Annotated in this window: 26 protein-coding genes; 22 read left to right on the forward strand and 4 right to left on the reverse strand. The window is 62.4% G+C overall.

Features of this window, described 5'->3' with window-relative positions:
- The 17 genes from HMPREF3088_RS10475 to HMPREF3088_RS05390 form a co-directional block, all read left to right on the forward strand.
- Positions 1-529 (forward strand): hypothetical protein (locus tag HMPREF3088_RS10475; protein ID WP_070758758.1); only part of this gene is annotated, 529 nt, incomplete at its 5' end.
- A 51-nt stretch (positions 530-580) separates the two neighbouring features.
- Complete coding sequence (locus HMPREF3088_RS05315; RefSeq protein ID WP_070758759.1) at positions 581-1,489, forward strand: phage major capsid protein; 909 nt, start codon at positions 581-583, stop codon at positions 1,487-1,489.
- A gap of 13 nt (positions 1,490-1,502) precedes the next feature.
- Positions 1,503-1,688, forward strand: a complete 186-nt coding sequence (locus HMPREF3088_RS05320; RefSeq protein ID WP_070758760.1) for a DUF7302 family protein — start codon at positions 1,503-1,505, stop codon at positions 1,686-1,688.
- Between the two features lie 21 nt (positions 1,689-1,709).
- Entirely contained in the window at positions 1,710-2,180 is a 471-nt protein-coding gene (locus HMPREF3088_RS05325) for a hypothetical protein (RefSeq protein WP_070758761.1), read from the forward strand.
- A 38-nt stretch (positions 2,181-2,218) separates the two neighbouring features.
- Positions 2,219-2,533: a hypothetical protein gene (locus HMPREF3088_RS05330; RefSeq protein ID WP_141759432.1), complete on the forward strand. Its 315-nt coding sequence runs from the start codon at positions 2,219-2,221 to the stop codon at positions 2,531-2,533.
- A 3-nt stretch (positions 2,534-2,536) separates the two neighbouring features.
- A complete protein-coding gene (locus HMPREF3088_RS05335) occupies positions 2,537-2,719 on the forward strand; it encodes a hypothetical protein (protein WP_070758763.1) in 183 nt (60 codons plus the stop codon).
- Positions 2,719-2,958: a hypothetical protein gene (locus HMPREF3088_RS05340; protein ID WP_070758764.1), complete on the forward strand. Its 240-nt coding sequence runs from the start codon at positions 2,719-2,721 to the stop codon at positions 2,956-2,958. Before HMPREF3088_RS05335 ends, HMPREF3088_RS05340 begins: the two co-directional genes overlap by 1 nt.
- 11 nt (positions 2,959-2,969) lie before the next feature.
- Positions 2,970-3,326: a hypothetical protein gene (locus tag HMPREF3088_RS05345; protein WP_070758765.1), complete on the forward strand. Its 357-nt coding sequence runs from the start codon at positions 2,970-2,972 to the stop codon at positions 3,324-3,326.
- 75 nt (positions 3,327-3,401) lie between these two features.
- A complete protein-coding gene (locus HMPREF3088_RS05350; protein ID WP_070758766.1) occupies positions 3,402-4,067 on the forward strand; it encodes a phage tail tube protein in 666 nt (221 codons plus the stop codon).
- 72 nt (positions 4,068-4,139) lie between these two features.
- Positions 4,140-4,418: a hypothetical protein gene (locus HMPREF3088_RS05355; protein ID WP_070758767.1), complete on the forward strand. Its 279-nt coding sequence runs from the start codon at positions 4,140-4,142 to the stop codon at positions 4,416-4,418.
- A gap of 68 nt (positions 4,419-4,486) precedes the next feature.
- Complete coding sequence (locus HMPREF3088_RS05360; RefSeq protein WP_070758768.1) at positions 4,487-4,834, forward strand: DUF5361 domain-containing protein; 348 nt, start codon at positions 4,487-4,489, stop codon at positions 4,832-4,834.
- Positions 4,835-4,864: 30 nt separating this feature from the next.
- Positions 4,865-11,170 (forward strand): tape measure protein, encoded by a 6,306-nt coding sequence (locus HMPREF3088_RS05365; protein ID WP_070758769.1) that lies wholly within the window; start codon positions 4,865-4,867, stop codon positions 11,168-11,170.
- A 24-nt stretch (positions 11,171-11,194) separates the two neighbouring features.
- Complete coding sequence (locus HMPREF3088_RS05370; protein WP_070758770.1) at positions 11,195-11,971, forward strand: hypothetical protein; 777 nt, start codon at positions 11,195-11,197, stop codon at positions 11,969-11,971.
- Positions 11,972-11,994: 23 nt separating this feature from the next.
- On the forward strand, positions 11,995-12,876 hold the full coding sequence (locus HMPREF3088_RS05375; RefSeq protein WP_070758771.1) for a hypothetical protein: 882 nt from the start codon (positions 11,995-11,997) through the stop codon (positions 12,874-12,876).
- 6 nt (positions 12,877-12,882) lie between these two features.
- Entirely contained in the window at positions 12,883-14,223 is a 1,341-nt protein-coding gene (locus HMPREF3088_RS05380; protein WP_070758772.1) for a hypothetical protein, read from the forward strand.
- Positions 14,223-15,317, forward strand: a complete 1,095-nt coding sequence (locus HMPREF3088_RS05385) for a hypothetical protein (protein ID WP_070758773.1) — start codon at positions 14,223-14,225, stop codon at positions 15,315-15,317. Before HMPREF3088_RS05380 ends, HMPREF3088_RS05385 begins: the two co-directional genes overlap by 1 nt.
- A gap of 529 nt (positions 15,318-15,846) precedes the next feature.
- Entirely contained in the window at positions 15,847-16,443 is a 597-nt protein-coding gene (locus HMPREF3088_RS05390) for a carbohydrate-binding protein (protein WP_070758774.1), read from the forward strand.
- Positions 16,444-16,681: 238 nt separating this feature from the next.
- Here HMPREF3088_RS05390 and HMPREF3088_RS10480 read toward each other — a convergent pair whose 3' ends face one another.
- Complete coding sequence (locus tag HMPREF3088_RS10480; protein WP_168167042.1) at positions 16,682-16,834, reverse strand: hypothetical protein; 153 nt, start codon at positions 16,832-16,834, stop codon at positions 16,682-16,684.
- Between the two features lie 334 nt (positions 16,835-17,168).
- On the opposite strand from HMPREF3088_RS10480, the gene HMPREF3088_RS10715 reads away from it, so the two are divergent.
- From HMPREF3088_RS10715 to HMPREF3088_RS05410, 4 genes are read left to right on the forward strand one after another with little or no spacing between them, the layout of a single operon-like run.
- Positions 17,169-18,077: a peptidoglycan recognition protein family protein gene (locus HMPREF3088_RS10715; protein WP_141759433.1), complete on the forward strand. Its 909-nt coding sequence runs from the start codon at positions 17,169-17,171 to the stop codon at positions 18,075-18,077.
- Positions 18,078-18,080: 3 nt separating this feature from the next.
- Entirely contained in the window at positions 18,081-18,557 is a 477-nt protein-coding gene (locus tag HMPREF3088_RS10555; protein ID WP_070758776.1) for a hypothetical protein, read from the forward strand.
- Positions 18,550-19,014, forward strand: coding sequence for a hypothetical protein (locus HMPREF3088_RS05405; RefSeq protein ID WP_070758777.1), 465 nt, complete (start codon positions 18,550-18,552; stop codon positions 19,012-19,014). The genes HMPREF3088_RS10555 and HMPREF3088_RS05405 overlap by 8 nt, the downstream gene beginning before the upstream one ends.
- On the forward strand, positions 19,004-19,348 hold the full coding sequence (locus HMPREF3088_RS05410; RefSeq protein ID WP_070758778.1) for a hypothetical protein: 345 nt from the start codon (positions 19,004-19,006) through the stop codon (positions 19,346-19,348). The genes HMPREF3088_RS05405 and HMPREF3088_RS05410 overlap by 11 nt, the downstream gene beginning before the upstream one ends.
- 83 nt (positions 19,349-19,431) lie before the next feature.
- Here the strand turns inward: HMPREF3088_RS05410 and HMPREF3088_RS05415 are convergent, their stop codons facing one another.
- From HMPREF3088_RS05415 to HMPREF3088_RS05425, 3 genes are all read right to left on the reverse strand, one after another.
- Positions 19,432-20,553, reverse strand: a complete 1,122-nt coding sequence (locus HMPREF3088_RS05415) for an ImmA/IrrE family metallo-endopeptidase (RefSeq protein WP_083317333.1) — start codon at positions 20,551-20,553, stop codon at positions 19,432-19,434.
- Entirely contained in the window at positions 20,519-21,199 is a 681-nt protein-coding gene (locus HMPREF3088_RS05420; protein ID WP_141759435.1) for a hypothetical protein, read from the reverse strand. The genes HMPREF3088_RS05415 and HMPREF3088_RS05420 overlap by 35 nt, the downstream gene beginning before the upstream one ends.
- Before the next feature lie 95 nt (positions 21,200-21,294).
- Entirely contained in the window at positions 21,295-22,092 is a 798-nt protein-coding gene (locus HMPREF3088_RS05425) for a tyrosine-type recombinase/integrase (protein ID WP_070758781.1), read from the reverse strand.
- A gap of 366 nt (positions 22,093-22,458) precedes the next feature.
- On the opposite strand from HMPREF3088_RS05425, the gene HMPREF3088_RS10375 reads away from it, so the two are divergent.
- The gene (locus HMPREF3088_RS10375; protein ID WP_141759436.1) at positions 22,459-22,746 is read left to right on the forward strand and encodes a hypothetical protein; all 288 of its coding nucleotides are present in this window, start codon (positions 22,459-22,461) and stop codon (positions 22,744-22,746) included.
- The last annotated feature ends 33 nt before the right edge of the window (positions 22,747-22,779 follow it).

Genomic DNA, 22,779 nt, shown 5'->3' on the forward strand with positions numbered 1-22,779 from the left:
TAAGCCAACCCCCACCCCAGCAGACGTAGCAAAGCTCACCGCAAACAAAACCCCGGACGCGCCGGGCACCACCGAGCAGCCAGCAAACCAGGAGAGCCCAACCCCGGACACCAAGCCGGAGGAGCTCACCCGCGAGCAGCTACTCAAGGAGCTCGCCAGCGTGCGCCGGGAGGCGGCGAACTACCGCACCCAGCGCAATGAGCTAAAGCCCCTGGCCGAGAAGTACCAGGCCGCCGAGGAAGCGAAGAAAACCGAGCTGGAAAAAGCCCAGGAGCGCATCAAGGCACTGGAAACCCAGGCCGAGACCTCCCAGGCCGAACTCGTCCGCGCCAAGGTCGCCGCGGAAACCGGGGTACCCGCCCACCTACTGCCCGCAGGCTCCCAGGAGGACGTCACAGCAGCAGCCCAGGCACTCGTCGAGTGGGCAGGAAAGACCACCCCGCCAACCGCCCCGGTTGTCCCTGGGGTGGGGCGTACATCCAACGGTGATGACCGCGACGCGAAGGCCCGCCAAATCCTCGGCATCTAAACACCACCCGGCGCCCCACCCGGGGCACGTACAACGAAAGGAATGGTTGCTATGGCAACGCTATCCACCGACACGCTCGGAGGCCTGCTCCCCCGCTCCGTCTCCGAAGACATCTGGAAGGCCGCCACCCAGGCGGCCGTCGTCCCAACCCTCGCCAAGGCACACCCAATCATCCTCGGCGAGAACATCATCCCCGTGCTCTCCAAGCGCCCCGCCGCATCCATCGTCGGCGAGCTGGAGAACAAGCCAGGCTCCGAGATCGAACTCGGCGCTAAGTCCATCAAGCCGATCAAGGCCGTCGTCGGCCTCGAGTTCTCCATGGAGACCGTCCACGCCAACCCGGCCAACGTCATGGACATGCTCTCCGAAGAGCTCTCCGAGGCGCTCGCCCGCCAGATCGACCTGGCCATCCTCCACGGCCGACAGGCATCTACCGGCACCGCTCTCTCCGGCGACCCGGACTACATCAACAAGACCACCAACCGCGTCGAGCTCACCGACAACCCAGCCGCCGCCGACCAGGCACTCTGGGACGGCTACGAGCTCGTCGTCGGCGGCGAGAAGGCCTACAACTTCACCGGCTTCGGCTTCGACCCGCGCTTCACCGCGCGCCTAGCCAACGCCCGCGACAAGGAAGGCCGCCGACTCAACCCGGATATTCCCATGGGCGGAGGACTCTCCAACTACTCCGGCCAGCCGGTCGTGACCTCCCGCACCATCTCCGGACAGGTCGACGCCTCCGACGACAGCGGTGTACGCGCCTTCGGCGGCGACTGGGAGCAGCTCCGCTTCGGCCGCGCCCTAGACATCAACCTCAAGAAGATCGAATACGGCGACCCCTTCGGAAACGGCGACCTCCAGCGCCGCAACGCCGTCGCCTTCCTCTCCGAGGTCATCTTCGGCTGGGGAATCCTCAACACCGACGCCTTCGTCGCCTACGACGCCCCAAAGGCCGAGTAGCCCAGGCACCACCATGAGGATCCAAAACACCACCACCGGCACGATCTGCCACGCCTCCGACGACCGAGCACAACAGCTCATCGCCGAAGGCCACTGGCAGCCCGCCAACACCAAACCGAAAAACACAAAGACCACCACCCGCAAGACCAAGCCGAAAACCACAAAGGCCACCGCCAACCCCACCAACGGCGCGGTCTAACCACCACAAGGAGGTGACACCATGCCAGCAGTAAACATCACCACCGACGACATCCTCGTCTTCAACCCCGACCTCGACCCCGACCAAGTAGAAATCCTCATCCGCGATGGACTCGCCCTCGCGCGCCGGGCAGCGCCGTGCATCGACCAGGAGGATTTTCTGTACCCGGAGGCGGCCGAGGCGGTGATTAGGTCGGCGATTCTTCGGTGGGCTGAGTCTGGTTCTGGTGCGATCACCCAGGAATCGAGCACGGCAGGCCCGTGGAGCTTCCAGCAGACGTTCGACACTCGGTCTGCTCGTCGGTCGCTGTTTTGGCCGTCTGAGGTCACGGAGCTGCAGCGGCTCTGCCAGACCAGTGGGCAGGGGGCGTTTTCGATTGACACGATCCCCACCAACGGGGCGTGCAGTCATTCGCCTGAGTGTTCCGTTCGCTTTGGTGGGGTGTGCAGCTGTGGGTCTGTGCTGAACGCGGATCGGGGTGCCCTGTGGTGATCCGCAAGGCTAGGTTCCCGGCTCTGTACGCCGTCGAGGTGCTCACGCCTGATCCACCTGGAGTGGACAGGCTGGGCAACCCGAAGCCGACCGGCACGTTCAGCGCGAAGACCATCCGAGTCATTGGGTGGCACACGGGTTCGACTGAGGAGGTCTTCGGCGACTCGGTCCTGCGAACGAAGGACACGCTGTCCTTATACGTGCATGCCGACGCCGCACCTCAGCCGGATCAACGTATTCGTCTACCTGATGGGTCTGAGTGGGACGTGGACGGCCACCCCATCGATCATCGTCACGGCCCTTGGTTCGACCCGGGGGCCGTGATCGTCAGCTGTAAGAAAGTGGAGGGCTAAAGCATGCCTCTGATTGTCCAGACCATCGAGGGGCCCGATATGGCTTTCGATACCGACGCATGCACGGTGACCGATAGCGGGGCCCTTGTCGTTTACACGCCAGTGGAGCCGCGTGTCGTCGTCGCGGGGTTCTCCCCAACGGTGTGGCAGACGTTTCACTTCGAGCCAACCGAGGACGAAAACTAATGCGCTTCCGTTGGAACCGAGGAGCCTTCGAAGAGCTGCGTCGTGAATCAGGTATTCAGGACGCAGTAGACGACGCAGCCGATGGCATCGCTGAGGCCGCCGGTGAAGGGTTCATTGTCGATTCGATGCAGGGTAAGACCCGCTACCGGGCGATCGTGGCCCCACAGACTCGGATGGCGCACCGGCGCAACGCGAAGCATAACGTGCTGTTGAAGGCCGTTAACGCCCGCAAAGGTTAGGAGGCCATTGGTTGCTTGCCCTTGAGCTCGTCGCCCCGCTCGTGCGCTCCCAGGTGGAGTGCCCAGTCGTGACGAAAGTCCCCCGTCCCCGTCCGCCGGTGTTCATCCGCCTCGATCAGTCAGCACCGGTGCGAGTCAACCCCGTAGTAGACCGCACTGAGCTGATCGTCCAGGTGTACGCGCCAGACGCTGACACCGCTCTCGGCATCGCTGAGCACGTCAGGGAGTGGTTGCTCGACCTCGACGCTTATGACGCGCGGGTACAGCAATGGTCTGAATCCGCCGGCCCCTATGAATTCCCTGACCCCGACCTGCCAGAGATTCAGCGCTGGCAGATCTCCGGCACCATCTACCACCACATCCTCTAAGCATTCTCTGATCCCCAAACCCCACTGCGCATCACGGCCGGTGGGGTTGTTGTATGCATGAAAGGAAGCCTGCTCATGGCTAACAAGATTTTCCGTAACAAGGCCAACGTCCTGCTTGGCGCTCCCGATGTCGCCGCCGCCGGTGGCGCGGTCTCTATCGTCACGCCCGCCGCGGATAAGTCGCTCTACCCAACCGACGCGGTCACCGAGCTGGCTGAGGGGCTCAACCCACAGCCCGGCGGTTACGTGGCCCCGGAGGGACTGGCCAAGGCCGTGGAGAGCGACACCGAGGACATCGAGGACTGGAATGGTGACCTCGTCCTCCGCCCGATGTCCAAGCGCACCGTCACCCTGAGCCTGACGTTCATGGAGACCGCCAACGAGTCCGTCCTCAAGATCGTCAACCCGGAAGGCGCGGTAAGCACCGACGACACCGGCAAGGTCATCGAGGTCAAGGATCTTGCGAACGATAACCCGCACTTCGGCATCGTCTTCGAGATCAAGGGCTCTCGTAACCGCAAGATCCGCATCTACGCCCCTTACGCGCAGATCACCGATCTCGGCGACATCCAGTACGCCCGCTCCTCCGCAGTCAAGTACGAAGCAACGATCACCTGCTACGTCGACGACCACGGGGCAGCGCTCTACACCTGGATCCAGACCATCGACGACACCACCGCCAATGAGGGCACCACCAACGACCAGGGTGCCGAGTCCCCGGGCGCCGAGCTGGAGTCCTAGCCCTCGTCACCGTCACCCTCTACCTTCCTCGTCTCTCTTCACCCTTTCGTTCCCAAGATTTGGAGTTACACCTTGTCCGCAAAGACCTTCACCTGGACGATCAACAACGGCCCCAAGGCAGGTAAGACCATCACGCTGCCAGCAGACCCCGCAAACAAGATGGGCGTCGGCTTCCACCGCCGCCACCGCAAGGAGTCCCCAGAAGAGCAGATGTGGGTACTCGTCGAAGCCCTCGCCGACGACAAGAATCTCGAGCTCATCGACACCCTCTGGCCAGACGAGTTCGCCGAATTCATGGAGGCCTGGCAGGGCGGCTCCATGGGGGAATCCAACGAGTCCTCGGAATCCTAGAAGACCCTGACCGCAAAGCAGCCCTCGAAGTCGACCTCATCGACCGAGGGCTGCGCCTGCGGTGGCTCATGGACGGCACCGACCGACTCACCTACCGCGACATCGCCGTCATCACCGCCAACCCCACCCCCACCAGTCACCTCGCAGCCCTCGACAGCCCCGAACACTACGGCTGGACAACCAACACCTACCTCCTCGCCCACATCATCGACGCACTCAACGGCGCGAACTGGCAACGATCCGGCCAAAGCAACCAAAAACGCCCAAAGCCATTCCCACGCCCAACAACCCCTCAAGACCCAGACCACATCCCCACCGGCGACGAAGCCGGAACCATCACCCCAGAAGCAACCCCAATCAACGAGCTACGCCAGTGGCTCGCAGCCACCACCAAGCCCCGCCCCTCAACCACCTAGGCACCCACAACAACACCGCAAGGAGACACCATGCCAGCCAAAACCGGCAACGAGATCGCCCACGTCTATGTCTCCGTCATCCCCGAAACCTCCAAGATCGCCCCCGGCATCAAAAGCGCCTTCAAGGGCGTCGACGCCACCGCCGAAAAAACCGGCAAATCCATGGGCAACCGCCTCACCAGCGCCGTCGGAAAAACCTTCAAAGCAGGCGCAATCGGCATCGGAGCCGCCGCAGGCGCAGCCCTCGGAGGCTCCCTCGCCAAAGGCCTAGGCCGCCTCACCGCCATCGAAAACGCCCAAGCCAAGCTCCGCGGCCTCGGCAACTCCGCCGACGACGTCTCCAAAATCATGGACAACGCCCTCGCCTCCGTGAAGGGCACAAGCTTCGGCCTCGGCGAAGCAGCCACCACCGCCGCCGGAGCAGTCTCCGCAGGCATCGCGCCGGGCAGGGAGCTGGAGAACGTGCTGAAGGCGGTGGCCAATACGGCCGCGGCGTCTGGCACGTCGATGGAGGAAATGGGGGCGATCTATAACAAGGTCGCGTCCTTCGGTAAGGCGCAAAACGATGTGCTGCAGCAGGTCGCTAGCCGTGGTATCCCGATCTATGAGGCGCTGGCTAAGCAGATGAACGTCACCTCGAAAGAGGTGTTCAAGCTTGCTTCTGATGGGTCGATTAACTTCGAGACGTTCCAGAAGGCCATGACCGAGGCCGGTGGCACGGTGGCGAAGGAGCTCGGCCAGACAACCACCGGCTCGATCGAGAACGCTGCCGCCGCGATGGGCAGGTTCGGCGAGAAGTTGGCCGCCCCGGTGTTCGCCAGCGCGCCCGCCATCATCGGTGGGGTGACGAGTGTGTTCGATGGGCTCACTGACGCGATTACGCCCGCCAGTGAACGTATCGGTGAAGTTCTCGCCCCTGCGTTGGAGTCTGTGGCTCAGAGAATGGAGACCACCCTAGCCCCGGCTGTGGCTCGTGGTGCTGAGGAGTTCGGCAAGATCGCAGTCGCCTTCACGGAGGCGGCGGTCGATCCACAGCTATGGGAGCGCATCGGCTCTACGTTCTCCTCGATCGGCTCTGTAGTCGCCGATCTGTGGCCGTCGGTGCAGTCCCTCGCGGGCGCCTTCGTTCGTGTGGCTACGTCGTTCAGTATCGCCACGTGGCAAGCCTTCGGCGCCGTGGTCGGGGCGCTAGCCCCTGTGCTCGAGCACACGCTTGTGCCGGTGCTCAACACGATCGCAGATGTTGCCGAAGGCCACCCTGGCCTGGTGAAGGCAATGGTCGCGGCCTGGCTCGGGTTCAAGGGCATTAACGCTGCGATCGTGCCGTTGAAGAACGTTGGCGGGGCCGTGAGGTTCGTGTCCGGCGTGCTCACTGCAGGTGGCGGGCCCGGGGCTGCGATCCTGAAGTTCGCGGCGTCCGCGTCTTCGGCGAATCCGATCATCGCGAAGATCGGAACGGCGTTTGTCGGCCTGGGGAAGAACCTTATTAAGGTCGGAAACGTCACCCAGGTTCTCTCCCCGCTGGCTTCTGCGCTGAAGGCCGGCTTGTCGCTGGTTAACCCGTGGGTGGCAGGGTTCGCTGCCCTGTCCGCAGCTGCCGTCTGGTTCTTCACCAAGACGGAGGTGGGGCAGCGGATTTTCCAAGCTGCCACTGATGCGCTCAAGGCAGCGTGGGAGTCTACGGTTAACGCGCTCAAGGCGGGGTGGGACGCTATCACCTCAGTGTTCTCTACCGCCTGGGAGTGGCTGAACACTAGCGTGTTCGAACCGATCAAGACTGCCTTCGAGGGGCTGAAAGCCCTGTTCCTAGAGGGGGACTTCACCAGCGCGTTGCGTGACGCCTTCGGCTGGGAGGAGGACTCCCCCATCGTCGGCGTGCTGCTGAAGGTTCGTGATGTGGCGATCGCCGTCAAGGACGGGGTCGTCGCCACGTGGTCGATGCTGCAGGACAAGTGGACGGAGTTCACGACCGGGCTCGGACAGTTCTACGAGACGTGGATCCAGCCGCTCGTGACCCTCGGGGCGACGATCGGCGAGGCAATCGGCACGGCCGTCGGGTGGGTTTCCGAGAAGCTCGGCGCGCTGTTCACGTGGATTGGGGAGAAGCTCGGCAATGCTGCCGGGTGGATTGGTGAGAAGCTCGGCACGGTTTATGAGGCCGTCGTCAGTGTATTCACCAGTGTCCTGGACTGGATTAAGGGACGCTTCTCCCAGATGCAGGAGGTGTTCCAACCGTTCGCTGATTCCGCACGAGATATCTTCCGCCTGGTCGGAAGCATTATCCAAGACGTGTGGGAAGGAACGGTTAAGAGCATCTTCGATGCGTGGAAGCTCGCTGCCAGCCTGCTGGGTAATGCTATGCAGACCGCGGGGAACATCATCAAGCTCGCGTGGAATGCTCTGGGCCAGGCCGTGCAGTCGGTGTGGAACAACGTCATCAAGCCGCCGCTGAATTTCTTCCGGCAGCTTGGTGGCCTGCTTGCTGATGTGCTCACTGGAAATTTCCAGAACATCGGCAACAGGTTCCGGGAGATGGGCGCCGCTCTCAAGGCCACCGTCACTGGCCCCATCAACGCCGCCTTTGACCTATTCAAGATCGCCGCGAATCTCGCGAAGGACGCCTTTAACGTCTTCCGCGCCGGAGTAGGCCAAGCGACCAACAAGATCAAGGGGTACATCTCTGACCTTGCTGCGAACTTCCGCGGCTTGCCGGGGAAGATCAAGGCGGCTTTCTCCGGGGCTGGCACGTGGCTCGTTGAGGCCGGCAAATCCATCATCCGGGGGCTGGCCAACGGCATCCGTTCCGCTGGGTCGCTGGTCGCCGACGCGATCCGCGCCGTCGTACCCGACAGCCTGGAAAGGTTCGTGCCGGGGCTGCACTTCGGGGGCATCATTCCCGCGTTCGCTCGCGGTGGTGTGCTGCCCGATATCCCTGGTGTGTCTCGTACCCAACGCGACCCAATCCTGGGCTGGTCGTCCGACCAGAAGGTGCCAGTCGCTCGCGTCGAGCCTGGCGAGTTCATTGTGAACCGCGAGGCCACCCGGAAGCACCTGCCGCTGTTGGCTGCGATTAACGCTAACCGCCTGTCCCCGAAGAAGGGTGACCTTGGTGGGTTCAGTGGCCTGCCGGGCTACGCGAAGGGCGGTATCGTGTCCGCCCCGGACTTGCTGCGATTCGCCCGTGGCCAGGCTGTGGGTGGTAAGAAGGCCGGGCGTTCCTTGCAGGGCGCGCCGTACGTGTGGGGCGGGTCGAACTGGGGTGACTGCTCCGGCGCGATGTCCCAGTTCGCTAGTGCGGTGTCGAACGCGGGGAACTGGTTTACCCGCAAGTTCTCGACCGGAACGCAGGGCAGCTGGCTATCCCAGCACGGGTTCAAGTCCGGTTTGGGTTCCGGCCCTCGTTTCGCCACTGGGTTCTTCAATGGTGGCCCCTATGGTGGGCACACGTCCGGCACGATCTTCTTCGGTGACGGGAAACGCGTCAACGTTGAGATGGGTGGCGGTGCTGGCGGGCAGGGCAAGATCGGTGGAGCTGCTGCCGGTGCTGATCATTCCCAGTACACGCACCGCTATCACTTCCCACTGTCTGGTGGTTCTGTGGGTGGTCGCCCACGGAACACTGCGACGTGGGGGCCTCCGTTCTTTGTGGGTGAGATTGTCCGCAAGTCGGAGGATATGAAGCTCGACGGGTTGGCGGCGAAGATTGGTGTCGCTACGGCGCTGGTTGAGTCTGGTGACCCGTTGAAGATGTACGCCAACAGGGCTGTCCCGGAGTCCCTGAAGTACCGTCACGACGCGGTGGGATCAGACCACGACTCTGTGGGCCTGTTCCAGCAGCGGAATAACGGTGCATGGGGCACGGTCAAGCAGAGAATGACCCCCTACGATTCCGCCGGCCTGTTCTTCAAGCGACTGAAGTCGTTTGACTACCGTTCGATGGATCCGGGCGCTGCCGCGCAAAAGGTGCAGGTAAGTGCCTTCCCCGACCGGTACGGACAGAAGATGGGCCGCGCCCAAGCGCTGATTAAGCAGTACGGGTCTACCGGGGTATCTGCCCAAGCAGAGACTCTGGCAGGCGGTGGGGTGGAGTCCACCTCGTCATCGGGCATCACCCTCACAGGTGGTGAGCAGATCGACTGGGGTGAGGCGTCGAACCTCTACTCCGAGATCAAGCGCGAACGCGATCTAGCCAAGAAGCTAGCCCGCTGGCGCCGCGGTGCGTTCGACCGAGGCGGCATCGCCCGCGGCATCGGCTTCATGCCAAAAGCCACCATCAAGCCCGAGCGCGTCCTGAACCCGTCAAACACCAAGGCGTTTGACCAACTCCCAGGCGCGCTCGCAGATGTGGCAAACAAGCTCGGGATCTCCGCCGAGGCACAAGGCATGGCAGCCCGGGCAATGTCCAACGTGGAAGCCGCCATCACAAGCTTCAACGCCAAGGACGCGATCAAGCTCGGCGACATGCTCGGCCTCGAGAAGATCACTGGGGTGCTCAAGGGCAGCGTCACCGCATACGACGAGATGCAGACCGCCCACGCCGCCCAAGTCGATGCCGCCGACGGCGTGAAGCAAGCCGAGAAGAACTTGGCGACCGCGCGCCGGGAGTATGCCGAGGCTCTGGCCGAGGATACTGAGCTGACCGTCAAGCAGAAGCGGAAGCTGGAGGATGCGCAAGCTGCCGTCGTCGCGGCGAAGAAGCCCGATAAGAAGGGCAACGTCAATGCCGACAAGGTAGCCAAGGCCGAGCTCCGGCTTAAGCGTGTCCAGGAGGATATCGCCGCCGAGCAGGAGAAGACGGGCAAGAAGCAATCCGACAAGGTGAAGGAGGCTGCAGAAAACCTCACGAAGGCTGAGGACGAGCTCGCGGCTGCCCGGTATGTGGTGACCGCTGCGGCTAAGGCCGCAGGCTTCGCCGAGATCGGCATGGTTCTGGCCGTCGCCGAGATCGTGGGCAAGGTCGCGAAGAAGATCGGGACGGCGATCCGCGCTGCCCGGCAGGGCATGGCCGACGCCCGTGCAGAGTCGATGAAGGCAGTGTCCGAATGGACACAGCTGGTGGACTCTCAGCGGGAGACGGTCTCCAAGCTGAAAATGAGCCTGATCGATGCACAGATCGCGCTCACCAGCGCAGCGTGGAAGACCCGCCTCTCCGTAGCTGATGTGACCCGCGCCCAGCTTGAGGGCGCGAAGAACGTCGCCGAGGCTGAGGCGAAGCTCAAGGCAGAGCGGGAGCGCGTCGCCCGTGCGGGCATGTTGCACTACAACGACATGCGCGCCGCATACGACCGTTTCCGTCTTGCTGAGCGCGACGCGATGGCCGGACGACTGGACGACTTCATCCGCATCACCCCGGAAATCCGGGCACTGGAGCACGAGGTCAACGTCGCCCGGATCGAGGGAATCCAGGGCCAGCACAAGGCTGTGCTCGCCTCCCTGGAGGCAATGCACGCCCAGCAGCTGGCAGCCCTCGATCTCGCCAGCACAACCCTGCAGCTGCAGCAGCAGACCGCCCAGCTCGCACAGATGGCCCAAACCCACTTTGGACTCACCAGCGAGCAGGCACTCACTGGCGCGAACACCGCGGCCCTCGAGGCCGAGGCGTTGCGCCTGCGGGGTAAGACGAACCGGGGCATCGGCTGGGTCGGTGATTTCCTCACCGACCCGATCGAGACCCTCCGGTACGCATTCGGCGGCGCGCGCGCCGATAAGGCGCGCCTCAAGCAGCTGGAAGCACAGATCGCCGAGCGTAACGCCGCAGGCCTAGGCACCGGCGTCGAGCTGGATCCGAAGATCGCCCGGCAGGCGCAAATGCTCTTCGGCCGAGGGCTGGAGGAAGAAGCCCGCAACCTGCTGGCCTCCTCCTCCTGGGGTGACGCCCAACGCGCCCTCGACGCGGCCAAGGAGCAGCAGCAGATCCTCGGAATGCGGCAAGCCGAAGAGGCACTCAAGGCCTCGAAGGCCCGCCTCCAGGCACTCGTCGACTTCGAGACGAAGGCGAACCCGCTGCGCCAGCAGCTTGATGCCCTCGAGTCCGCAGCCAGCGCAGAGAAGCACCGAGCAGAGTACTGGCGGGAGGAATCCCCCGCCGTCCGCGAGGCGCTCAAGGCACTGGCCGACTTCGAAGCCTCCAACGCCACCGACCTCATCGCCGCCAGCCGCGGGCAAAAGACCACCCTCAACCTGACGATCCCCAACCAGGACGTCTACACCCGCGAACAGATGGACGCAGTCCTCAACCTCCTCACCGAGATCCCAGAACTGGAATCCCGAATCGAAAGAATCGAAAACCCACCAACCGGCGCCAACGCACTGATGAACGCCCGCCTCGGCCGCTAACCACCAACAAGAAAGGAGGCCACCATGAAGTGGGACATAAGCTACACCGCCTACACCGGCGACACCGTAGAACTAACCACCCCCACCTCCCCGGTGTTCATCACCAACGGCGGCATCGAAGGACTCGTCGGCACCATCACCGAAAGCCCCCGAACCACCATCAACACCCCCGGCCACACCGTCACCCCACACGACCAAACCATCATGCCAATGACCGGCACCCTCACCCTCCGAGTCAAAGGCACCCCACACGAAGCCGAACACCACTACACCCGCTTCACCAACCTCTGGCACCACAACCCCACAAAAGCCGGAACCCTCCACCTCACCACCCCACACGGCAACTACCACACCACCGCCCGACTCGCGCCGGGCGAGGCAATCGCACCACCAGCGATCCGCCCGGGACGAAGCTCCGCACCGACGATAGAGGTTCCAATCATCTGCGATCGGGGCGGGTGGCTACTCACCCGGTCAGGCACCGGCACGGTGGCGGTCGCTAACCCTGGTGATACTCACCTGTGGGTGCGTGTCCGCTGGCAGGGCACCGGCGGCCGGTTCGCCCTCCCCTCCGGGTTCAGCGTCCACCTGCCCCCGACCTCCTCACCCCGCACCTTCCTGCTCTCCCCCGCGGAATCCTGCGCCGTGGTCGATGATGCCGGCGTACTGGATGATGCTCTCTCCTCCCAACTGTGGGCGACCCCGCCAGAGGGTGTGCCCCCTGGCACGACTCGCACCTTCACGGCACCAGCCGGTGCCCGTGTGTCGTGGGACGTGCTCACCCTCAACCCCTGGACATAGAGACAACGTAGAAAGGCACCTTCATGGTCAACTGGGATCAATGGCGACGCCACATCGACCACACGGTCGCTGATACCGGCCAGTGGGTCGGCCTCCTCGACGGCGACTGGCAGCCGATCTGCACCATGCCCCCACTCCTCGACCTCACCGCCGCCACTAACCGACTCGCCGCCGGTGAAGTCCAAGCCACCTTCGACATCACCAGCCACCACCGCCCAACCCACCCCGTTGCTGATCGCCTCATCGCCGACAAGCTCGGCAAGTTCGACGACAACGGCAGGATCAGCCCCGCCATCGACGAGGACCTCAACCTCGCGGTCATCCGCCCCGGCTCCCGCCAGGTGTACTTCATCACCCACACCGAAAGCGAGGGCACCACCGCCCCCACAACCCTCACCGTCTACGGCACCGACCTGATCGACCTCCTCGACGCCACCCCCTGCCCCTCAAACCCCAAAACCTGGGGAATGTACCCCATCACCACCCGCACCGAAGACGCCGGCGGCACGTACACCACCCCACGCCAATACGGACCCGTCGAGATGGCAGACGTCGCCGACGGCTACACCTACGACGACCCAGCAGACATCGCCCTTCGCCGCTGTATCCAAGACTCCGTCGACGCAGTCATACGGGAATGCGGATTCACCCGCCCCCACATCGCCGTCCAATGGGACACCCCCACCCCAGGCGCGCCCCGCATGGTGCTCCGACCCCAAGACGAAACGATCTGGGCATGCATCCAAGAACCCGCACTCCTCGCAGGCGCAACCATCAACGCCTCCCTATGGTGGCCAGGCGATGACCCATTCCCCGTCCGACACCACCCCGACCAACCACCAGCACTCACCAGCTACGACCACCCCATCGCAAAAATCGAAGTCTCCATCACCGGCAAGGAGTAAGCACCCATGACAGGCCTGCCCGCACTCGTCGCCGACGGCGGCACACTCACCGTCATGCGCCGCCTAGCCACCTACGCCTGGGGCGAATACACCGTCACCTGGCCCGACGACTTCACCCCACCCGACGTCGAAGAAGGAAACACCCTCGGATACGTCGCCCACCTCAACAACAAAAAACCCTCCCTCTCCGGCCGCCGCTTCATCCGATCCGACGTCGACATCACCGCCACCGACCCCAACCCCACACCACCAGAACCAGGCCAAACCAACGTCGAAGAAATCCTCGACGCCGCCACCAACCAAGTCACCGGCGACGCCTTCCTCGAAAAAGACATCACCACCCCAGGCCTCGGCAGACTCACCCCAGGCCTCCACTTCCGCGTCGGCGACCGCATCCCCATCCGCATCTTCGGCCGCATCCTCGAAAACCAACTCGTCACCGCCATAACCCGCACCTCCGAACCCTCCGACACGAACGGCTACCTCGTCCACATCGGCGGCCAACTCACCGGCGACCAACTCCAACTACTCCAACGAAACACCGAAATCGACCGCGCCATCCTCGCCGAACGCCGCGAACGCATCCGCGCCGTCGGAGCAGTAGAACACAAAGCCGATCGCGCCGGGCGGACTGCGTCGACTGCGGTGGCTGAGACTCAGCAGCTTCGCGATACGTTGACCCGCCGCGGGGCAAGCCCTAGTGAGGTGACTGCACAACTGCAGCGGTTAAACGACCAGTTGTCGGCTCATGGGGAGTCCCCACCTGGTGGGCTGATTCCTGCGATCCTGCAGGAAAACGCGTTGCGGTGGAGGATGCAGGAGGAGATCGACCGCCTGCAGTCCCGCCAGATTAAGGATAACGCGGGCGTGCTGGAGGGGTTACAGGAGCTGCGGGAAAGGGATGCCGCGCAGATTCGTGAGATTGATGCGCTGTCCGCCCGCCTGTCTGTACTGGCAGTGGGCAAGGTGACTGTCGGCGGTGGCATGACCGCGAAGTCCACGCTCCACGGCATTGCGCTGCGCACCCCATCCGGTGACCGGCACCTGTATGTCTGTGCCAGCCCGGACTTTCACGGGACGATCACGGTGCAGATCTTCTATGCCAATGGATCCGGGTATCAGAAGGTCTTTACTGCGAAGGACTTTGAGTACCGCACAGGTAAATACGATTTGCGGCGCCTAGAGGTGCTGAAGGATTTCTGGGTCACTAACCGCACGAGCTCTCGTCCCTATGCGGCGTACTGGTGGGTGCCGCTGGGAAATATTGATTCCACCACCGTCCTGGTGGACCACACCACGTGGAACCAGGGCGTCATCGACTACGTCCCAGAAGAAGGAGAATACTGATGACACGAGTGACCGGAACGCTTCACCACGTCCTCGGGAATGCCGAGGCGATCACCGAAGTGTGGGTGCGCTCGGCGCGTGCTCGCGGCCACGGCGGTGGCTGGCTCATGGAGACCAGCGCCCGCACCCCGATCACCGACGCTCACCTGTCGCTAGACATCACCCCTGGGCCCGCGGTCCTCGTCGCAGTGGCAGAGGGGCAGCCGCTGGAGCATATCGAGATCATCGTCCCGGATGCTGATTCCGAAACGCTTGAGCATTGCATCACCGCGGCCCAGGGCACGTCTGGACGATCTGCAGAGGTGCTGGATCTTCTCCGGCAGCAGATCGCAAGTGATCTGAGTGAGTCGGCTAAGGCTGTCACGAACTCAAGGGCGGCAGCCAGTGAGGCTGAATCGTCGGCACACGCCGCGGCCAGTAGTGCGTCAGAAGCGTCACGGTCTGCCGATGCTGCCGCGTCAGCAGACTCCAGCGCTAGCGAGCATGAGAAGCATGCTGCGTCCCATGCTACGGCTGCCGCCAGGTCCGAGAAGGACGCCCAATCATCCGCTAGTGCCGCGGCTGGCGACGCCGACCGGGCGAAGCAGGAGGCCGACCGGTCGACCTCCCAGGCCGGGAATGCTGCCGCGTCTGCTGGAGAAGCTAAAACCCATGCTGACCGTGCTGAAAACGTTATCGACCACGTGGACTGGTACGACGACCGGCTGATGGTGATGGGAACAATCAGCCCTCCGCTAACCGGCCCCAAAGGTGATAAAGGTGAACCGGGACTGTCTGGCGCGTCTACGTGGGACGCGATCACCGAGAAGCCCGACACGTTTCCTCCAACCGCCCACAAGCACAAGGTGGCAGACATTAGCGACCTGCCGTCCATTTCATACGAGGCGACAGGCATGACGATTCCCCTCCGTACGGGTGATGGGCATATCAGGGTGAACACACCGACTTTTAGTAATGACGCCGCGCCGAAGAGTTATGTGGACAGGGCGGTGGCGGAAACGAGGGCTTTCGCCGAGACCCGCGCAATCGTTCGGCAAGTCACCTCACCACCATCCACCCACGAGCTCGGCGTCCTGTACGTCATCCCGGAGTGATGCCTATGCCTATCTACATCGGCGGCCACAAAGCCAATCAGCTGTGGTGGAATGGCCAAAAAATTAAGGAAGCCTGGTACAACGGCGCAAAAATATTCACCTCGGGACCTCCAACCTGGACAACCAGAACTAGATACACCGAAGGCGAGATCGTAGCCGTCACAATTAACGGCCAAACAGAACACTTCCGATGCACTCGACTGCACTGGTCAGACAGCACAAACCGGCCCGGAACCGGGGCATACGCAAGCACATATTGGCAACGCGTCCAAAACCCCACCGAACCAACCCCAACCCCAACCCCCGGGGGCGGCACTAGCCCAACACCAGTGAACTGGCAACCAGGCAAAACCTACCGGGCGGGCGACCAAGTCATCTGGAGCGGTGCCGGCATGCGCAAAATCTACGAATGCACACGCACCCACTACTCCTCCGAAGACTACGAGCCCTACTGGGGTCTACGCGGCAGCGAGGTCTGGAAGCACATCCGAGACCTGTAGCCACCACAACAGCAAGAAAGCGAGTCAACATGACCACGATAAAGACCCAAATCGAGCAGCTACCCGACAACAAATTCCGCGAACTCAAAGACTGGATCATCGTGGACGAAACCGCCCGCCGAGAACAAGAGCAAGCAGTTCGCGCCGGGCAACAGGAGATCATCCAAGAGCTACAGCACGACGGGGTAATCCCAGCCCCCAACTACAGCAACATCGAAAGCGCCCGCAGCGCCGACATGAACATCGCAGCATGGGCAGACCCGGGCACATCCCACGCCCTGATGTACCCACGCGGCGCAGTCGTGATGCACCAAGGCCGAATTTGGGAGTCCGGAGTAAATATGAATCACTGGACACCAGGTGCGCCGGGCGTTTATTCGCCAGTGTGGCGGGATGTGACTGAGTCGGTACGCCCCCGGGAGAAGGCGACCGAGCACACAGACGGTCCTACAGATGCGGTATCGCCTGATGTGTTGGTTCCGTCTGCATATTCGGACGGTAGGGATTACGCTGCTGGCGACGTGGTTGTTTATGACGGTGGGGTCTACGAGTGCACTGGGGATCACCATGCAGCCGCGGGCTGGACGCCTGTGACGGCGCATGGGTACTGGAAGAAGATTCGCTAGGACTTCTTCGTTGCGGTCGGTGCGTTCGGCACTGGAGAGCCTGGCCGACCAGCTTGCCAGGCCTTCACCTCCTCCGCATCCCATAGCGGCGTCATCCTGTTAACTTCACCGACTTTCTCAGGGGGCATGCCCCGGCGTACGTACGAGCGCCACGAGGATTCAGTAATCCCACAGTGAGCTGCGCACTCCCTGATCGTCCAGAGCACCGCCCCTGTTTCTGGGTTCGTGATTAGTGGCCTCACTTTTCGTCACCAGAGTTAAGCGAGTCGACGAGGTTCCATGCAGATGCCCCGCAAATGGCGGCGATAAGCACCTTGGAGGGGTTTTCACTCCTCGCGTAGATGATGGCAGTGACAAATCCCGCGAGTGCGCTGATGGTGCGCAGATTCATGATCTGCTCCTATCTTGTGTTCGGTAGTGTTGGAGGTAGCCCCGGGAGGGGCTGGGCAGTTGCGATGCCCAGCCCTACCAGGGGTTATTTCTTCCGTCCCTGCCAGACCTGGATTGTCTGGAGTATGACGGCAATGATTCCGAGCAGTAATTCCGGACTCATTGATCCTCCTTTCACTTTTTAGTTGTAGTGCGCCTCTCACCCGCACTATCTAGACTATAGCACGATAGCGCTACATTGTTCAAACTGCTCTGGTGCCGAAACCCTACTGTTCTACCCCGCCCATCCGGCGGGGTTTTCTTATGCCCAAAAATAGGTCGAAAGGACAAGCACTATGTCAATTACCCCAGTCCCGCATTGGCGTGGTGACCCGATGTGGCTCGCGGATGTAATCCGCGCCTACGGGGTCACCGTCAAAGAACTCCCAGGCTGGACGCTCTGGGGCATGGGTGATTTCGACGCGATCCAGGGGATCATGGCGCACCACACCGGGGCGAACACGACGTCCGCCCAGTACATCGCCCGAAACGGGGGATTAGGTGGCGCGCTGTCGTCTCAGATCCACCTGTCTCGCACGGGCGTGGCCACCATGTGCGGGGTGGGCATCGCCTACCACGCTGGGCGTGGCTCCCACCCCGGCTGGCCCACGAATGATGCCAACCGCGTCTCGATCGGCATCGAGGCACAGTCCGACGGCACCAGCCCGTGGCCCGCCGAGCAGATGGAGGCCTACTACAAGATCTGCGCCGCGATCCTCATGAAGCTGGGCAAGCGCGCCACCACCAAGACGCTGATCGCGCACTGGGAGTATTCCCGTGCCGCACAGGGCAAGTGGGATCCGGGCGCCGGCAACGGGAAGCCGGGTGCGGTGATGGACATGGACGTGTTCCGTGCCCGTGTGAACCACTACATCGACAACCCACCATGGCGACGCGCCCCACTGCCCGCCCCGAAACCGAAAGGTGAACCACTGTTGACCATCAGATACTTCCGCGACTTCATCACCGGCTACATCGGCCCCGTCATCTCCGATGTCAAGGACATCCGCGAGCAGCTCACCGGCGGACGTAACCGCGGTGAGTACCCGGGCTGGAGCCAGCTCGGACGCCGCCCCGACGGACGTGGCCTCACCCTGGTCGACAGCCTCGCGTCCCTCCACCAGCGAATCACCACCATCGAAACCAGCATCCGCGAGCTACACGCCCTGCTCCAGCAGGCAACCACCCCCAACAAGGAGGCATAGAAAATGGCAAGTGTTCTACAGCAAGCAGTCGCCGAAGCAGTCGTCGAGCAGTCTTGGTGGAAGCGCCGCAAGGACTCCCTCGCGGCAGTCGCCGGCATGCTGCTTCAGGTCACCAACCTTGAGATTTTCAATTCAACGAGCATGCCGGTGTGGGCCAGTATCCTGATCGCCGTCATCATCGGCGCCTGCCAGACCGTGATCCACGCCTACACCCTGGGCGCCATCACTCCATCGATGGGCACCCGCCTCGAACAGGCCGCCGAGAAGGCGCACATGACCCGCCCCCAGGTCTCTGGCATCACCGTCTCCGATACGACCCCAGCAGACCCCACCCCGGCCACCATCACCCCGGCCGTCGATGAGGAGGACATCAGCACCCCGCTCCCCGTGTACGAGGGCGCCACGTCAGACGAGTATGTCGGCGCCCACCGAGCCGAGGACCGCACCCCCATCCCGCCGGAGGCCGATCACGATGCATAACCTCATCCCCCAGCAGCTCCACCCTGCCGCGCGCCGGGTGAGGCGGTTCCTGCTCTCTGACGGGGTGGCGCTGCTCGTGCTGGGGCTGGGGATTCTCGCTCGTGGGATTAGCTACACCACACCGTCGCGTGGCTCTGGGTACGCCCACCCCGCCGAGGCGGCACTGCCTATGGGTATCTGGGCGGTCATCTGGATTGTCATCGGTGTGCTGCTGATCGTCGCCGCCGTGTGGCATGAGACCGTGTTCGCCGCCTTAGCCCTCGGTTCAGGTGTTGGCCTGAACCTGCTCTGGGCTGGGTCGTTCACTGCTGCGACCGTCACCGGCGACATGCCCCGCGGCTGGGTCTCCTCCGTGGGATATATCTCGGTGGCGGTGCTGGTCCTGTGGACGACATGGCGCGGCGCACACGCCCGCGACCTCGCCGCGCCCCCCAGAGGTGATGACCATGCTCACTGACAGCCTCGGGGCGATCCTGATCGCCGTCGTCTCCGCTGCAGGGTCTGCTCTCGTCGCGTGGCTCAAGTTGCGCGGCGACCGATCCGCTAGTGTGCCCGCCGCCTACCAGGCACTCCTCGCGGACGTGAAACACTGGACCGGCGAGCAACTGGCCGAGCGCGACCGAAAGATCGAGCATCTCGAATCCGACGTCGAGGAACTAAAAACCGCCGTCGCAACATGGCGCGGCAAGTTCCAATCAGCGGTCCACTATATCCGCTGCCTGTATGAAACTGTGGACGACAGAATTCCTCTCCCCACCCCGCCCCATGACATCCGCCAAGACCTTCAGTAGGAAGACCCAGTCAAACGCCCCGCGCGCTCACCGAACCAGGTGAGTTGCGCGGGGCGTTTTTGCGTTACACAGCAAGGTGGGCGCTATTGGACGAGCCGTAAGTGTCCTGGCTCTCCACTGGGCTGTGAGGCACTGGATTGCGCAGCGTTGCCACCGACCGCCCTGATCTCAGTCCGCAACGTCAACCCGTGAACATCCTCAGCTGGCAGGTGAAGGAGCTCGGCGAGCCGATTAACCGTCATCCGGGTCGTACGACTGCGGTCGAAGAGATGCCCAAAGATTCGGGACCGTTCTTGTTGAACCATTCCGCCAGGCTCACTGGATCGGAAGCCTCGTTTGCTCAGCGACATGACCGTCTGCCGGTAGTTCCAATCAGAAAGAAGGCCAGCACTATAAGTAGACTTCGCGACCGCCATGGCTGACACCTTGAAGACACTCCGAAACTTCAGCAAGCCATTCACACTCGGGTTGTACGGAAGCGTCCCGAGTATCGCCGACCGCGGAATGAGGAACTCTGATGCAAACTCGTCTGCTTGCTTCTCCTTCTCCACGTCAGTGAAGGTAGAGGCATTCCGGTGCATCAGCAGATGCCCCAGTTCATGAGCTGCATCGAACCGCGATCGCTCCGGGGTTTTCTGAAATCCCAGGTAGACCAGTGGGCGATCCCGGTACCACGTAGAAAATGCATCGACTCTCTTGCCTAAGGAGGGGATACCGTAAACGTGCACGCCCTTCGACTCGAAAAGTTGGATCAGGTTTGGCAATGGGCCAGGCTTCAGCGCCCACGAGTAGCGAATCTCGTTAGCGGCCTCCACGGGGGAAGCCCCCTCAAGATCAGGGAGTTCAAGCCCGGGGACGCTGAGATTCTCGATCACCCAGTCGTCGATCTCGCCACCATGAACACGCGAAGCCTTCGCGGCCGCTTGCTCCCGCTTCGTGGAGCTTCGAGCAGCACGAAACTCCACCCGCCCCTCAACCTCGTCAACAGCCAGGGGCTTACTGAAGTACAACGCAGGAAAGTCGAGAACAGCCGCCAGCGACGGCGCAATATCCAATGGCGCACCGTCCTTCTCATATCGAGAAACTGTCCGAGGCGTAACCCCAAGCTGATCTGCAAGAGCGCGTTGGGTTAAGCCGCGCCGGCGCCGGGCCAGTTCAATCCGACCCGGCTCAACTACCGAGCTCATTGACCTCGAACTCGACATCTTCTCCACCCTCTTCGAAGCCGAACTCCTCAGTTAGCTCCACTGGCTCCAGCAATACCCTGATTCGCCAGCCGTCAAATTTTCCATTCGTCATGGACGTAGGCAATGAAAGCTCACACTTGATCTGACCTTCCGAAAGGTTGTAGAGCAAGAACCATGAGCCACGCGGCGGCAAAGCAGGATTCTCCGGAGCCTCAGTCGAAAGCAAAGAAAAGACCGGAATCAAGGCCATCTGGTTATTCACGCTAGATTCAGTTTCCGGCCCCTTCTTCCGCACAACCTGGGGCATCGCGCCATCAGCGTCACTACCCGTGTCGGAATTAGCACCAACAACACCAACGTGAAACTTGCCGTCCGTGGACAAGAGAACTGGCCGCCCCTTCGGGTCCCGATGCTCCCAAAACTCTGGATGACTTTCGATCAACTGTCGCCGAAGATTGCCGACCGTTTCAATCCACCGAGTCAAACCAAACGCGGTACGCGGGAAAGGCCAGTCAGCTTTCTGAACAGCCTCCTGGTGGGCGGCAAAAACTGCGTCTCGGATCACCGCAACAGGAATATTCATCTTCGCCAGATACGCCTCCGCCTCCCCAGGCGGAACAACTAGCGGGCTAGTAGATGAAGAAGAAACAGCAGAGGTGTTCAAAACACATCCCCTAAACTCGATTGGGCAAGATTCACTGATGCTAACGATACTCTCACAAAACTGCTCAAAACCAGACAATCAGCAGATCAAGCCCATCACGCAGCCCGCAACGACCACGCCTCACCTGCCGCGGCGCGCTGGGATTCTGTGTCAGCGTCGACGTAGATCATGGTGGTGTCCAGGCGGGCGTGCCCCAGGAGTGACTGGACGGCGCGGATGTCGCGGGAGTGCTTGTAGACGGTCGTGGCGAACCGGTGGCGTAGTTGGTGCGGGGTGATGCCGTCCGGCAGCGCGCGGGCGATGAGCTTGCCGACGTGCGCCGGGGACAGGTGGCCGTCGATTTGCCCCGGGAAGAGGTAACCACCGGCGTGGGCAGCAATGCGTGCGCAGAGGTGGGGTGGGAGCGGAACGGCGCGGACGTGCCCGCCTTTGCCGGTGACGGTGAGCCATTCGCCGTTGAGGTCGCTGACCCTGACGCGGGAGACTTCACCCCGGCGTAGTCCGCCGTATGCCATCAGCTCGATCATCAGCTGCGTCCGCGCCGGAGCCTTGCGCAACGCGAGGAGGATGTCGACGTCGCGCGCCGGGCGGGGTAGTGATCGGTGGAGTCGGGCTCGTGGGAGGTCGCGGGCGATGTTTTCGCCGAGGCCGGCTTTTTCGCGCCAGGCGAAGAACTGGCGAAGGCTGGACCTGTAGCCGCGGCGGGTTTCGGGTTTCCAGTTCTGTTGTGCCAGCCAGTCGATGAGGTCGTCGAGGGTGAGGTCGTCGAGTGGTTTGTTGATGTGGGTGAGGACGCGGTTGACGTGGCGGCGTCTGAGGTAGAGGGTTTCGTCGGAGAGGGAGGCGGCGGTCATGTAGTCGCCCCATTTGTCGAGTTCTTGTTCAAGTCGCATGAGCAAAAGTTACTGATGTGGCGCGTGTGGCGGGGGTATTTTGCCGTTCTTGCTAGCTCGCGATCGCTGGTTCTGCTGGTTCGAGCTCGCGGGTGAAGGGAATGACGGTGCCACGTCGCAGGGGTAAAAGCAGCGAACCAGTGGGTCCGGGGTTCGAATCCCTGATGGCCCACCACTGATAATCTCCCGGCAGGTTTTCCTGCCGGGAGATTTTTCTATTCCAGCCCCAGATTGTACGCATCACCCGCCCCAGCATCCGTCAAAAATCACACCCGGCGACTGAGTATCCTTGGAAGCGAAGAGGCCATCGTGACCTGCCGAGCTTGACACGCCTGGCGCATCACCGCGAGGCCTTCCCGCGAGAGGGTGAGGAAAATCAACAAGAAGTTTCAAAGCGCTGCCGAGCTCTACGCATACTTCCGAGAAAAATATCCTGTCGAAACACAAGCCCACAGTGAATTCGAAAAGGAAGATGTGCGCTGGGCTAACGAATCGGGAGAAGCCGGGCTCTACGTCGATGCAATGGATATCCTGATCGGCGGCTTCCCCGATTTCTACGACCAGGAAATCAGAGGCATCATCCGAGATAACTTCGATCTCTTGTGGGGCTACGACCCCGACGAGTTCCTCGCGCTAAAAGTAGGAGCCCTCTAACCCGTTACCTTGTGAGTGTCCCCGATAATGGGG

Source organism: Corynebacterium sp. HMSC22B11, from assembly GCF_001815965.1.
In the GTDB taxonomy this organism is placed as follows: Bacteria; Actinomycetota; Actinomycetes; order Mycobacteriales; family Mycobacteriaceae; genus Corynebacterium.

Excerpts from the sequence above, each read along its gene's own strand:
- HMPREF3088_RS05320 (WP_070758760.1), top strand. The coding sequence starts at position 1,503 with ATGAGGATCCAAAACACCACCACCGGCACGATCTGCCACGCCTCCGAC.
- HMPREF3088_RS05410 (WP_070758778.1), top strand. The coding sequence starts at position 19,004 with ATGCTCACTGACAGCCTCGGGGCGATCCTGATCGCCGTCGTCTCCGCT.
- HMPREF3088_RS05425 (WP_070758781.1), bottom strand. The coding sequence starts at position 22,092 with ATGCGACTTGAACAAGAACTCGACAAATGGGGCGACTACATGACCGCC.
- HMPREF3088_RS05335 (WP_070758763.1), top strand. The coding sequence starts at position 2,537 with ATGCCTCTGATTGTCCAGACCATCGAGGGGCCCGATATGGCTTTCGAT.
- HMPREF3088_RS05380 (WP_070758772.1), top strand. The coding sequence starts at position 12,883 with ATGACAGGCCTGCCCGCACTCGTCGCCGACGGCGGCACACTCACCGTC.
- HMPREF3088_RS05360 (WP_070758768.1), top strand. The coding sequence starts at position 4,487 with ATGGACGGCACCGACCGACTCACCTACCGCGACATCGCCGTCATCACC.
- HMPREF3088_RS05405 (WP_070758777.1), top strand. The coding sequence starts at position 18,550 with ATGCATAACCTCATCCCCCAGCAGCTCCACCCTGCCGCGCGCCGGGTG.
- HMPREF3088_RS05415 (WP_083317333.1), bottom strand. The coding sequence starts at position 20,553 with ATGTCGAGTTCGAGGTCAATGAGCTCGGTAGTTGAGCCGGGTCGGATT.
- HMPREF3088_RS05390 (WP_070758774.1), top strand. The coding sequence starts at position 15,847 with ATGACCACGATAAAGACCCAAATCGAGCAGCTACCCGACAACAAATTC.
- HMPREF3088_RS05315 (WP_070758759.1), top strand. The coding sequence starts at position 581 with ATGGCAACGCTATCCACCGACACGCTCGGAGGCCTGCTCCCCCGCTCC.
- HMPREF3088_RS05350 (WP_070758766.1), top strand. The coding sequence starts at position 3,402 with ATGGCTAACAAGATTTTCCGTAACAAGGCCAACGTCCTGCTTGGCGCT.
- HMPREF3088_RS10555 (WP_070758776.1), top strand. The coding sequence starts at position 18,081 with ATGGCAAGTGTTCTACAGCAAGCAGTCGCCGAAGCAGTCGTCGAGCAG.
- HMPREF3088_RS05325 (WP_070758761.1), top strand. The coding sequence starts at position 1,710 with ATGCCAGCAGTAAACATCACCACCGACGACATCCTCGTCTTCAACCCC.
- HMPREF3088_RS05340 (WP_070758764.1), top strand. The coding sequence starts at position 2,719 with ATGCGCTTCCGTTGGAACCGAGGAGCCTTCGAAGAGCTGCGTCGTGAA.
- HMPREF3088_RS05365 (WP_070758769.1), top strand. The coding sequence starts at position 4,865 with ATGCCAGCCAAAACCGGCAACGAGATCGCCCACGTCTATGTCTCCGTC.
- HMPREF3088_RS05370 (WP_070758770.1), top strand. The coding sequence starts at position 11,195 with ATGAAGTGGGACATAAGCTACACCGCCTACACCGGCGACACCGTAGAA.
- HMPREF3088_RS05385 (WP_070758773.1), top strand. The coding sequence starts at position 14,223 with ATGACACGAGTGACCGGAACGCTTCACCACGTCCTCGGGAATGCCGAG.
- HMPREF3088_RS10480 (WP_168167042.1), bottom strand. The coding sequence starts at position 16,834 with ATGAATCTGCGCACCATCAGCGCACTCGCGGGATTTGTCACTGCCATC.
- HMPREF3088_RS10715 (WP_141759433.1), top strand. The coding sequence starts at position 17,169 with ATGTCAATTACCCCAGTCCCGCATTGGCGTGGTGACCCGATGTGGCTC.
- HMPREF3088_RS05375 (WP_070758771.1), top strand. The coding sequence starts at position 11,995 with ATGGTCAACTGGGATCAATGGCGACGCCACATCGACCACACGGTCGCT.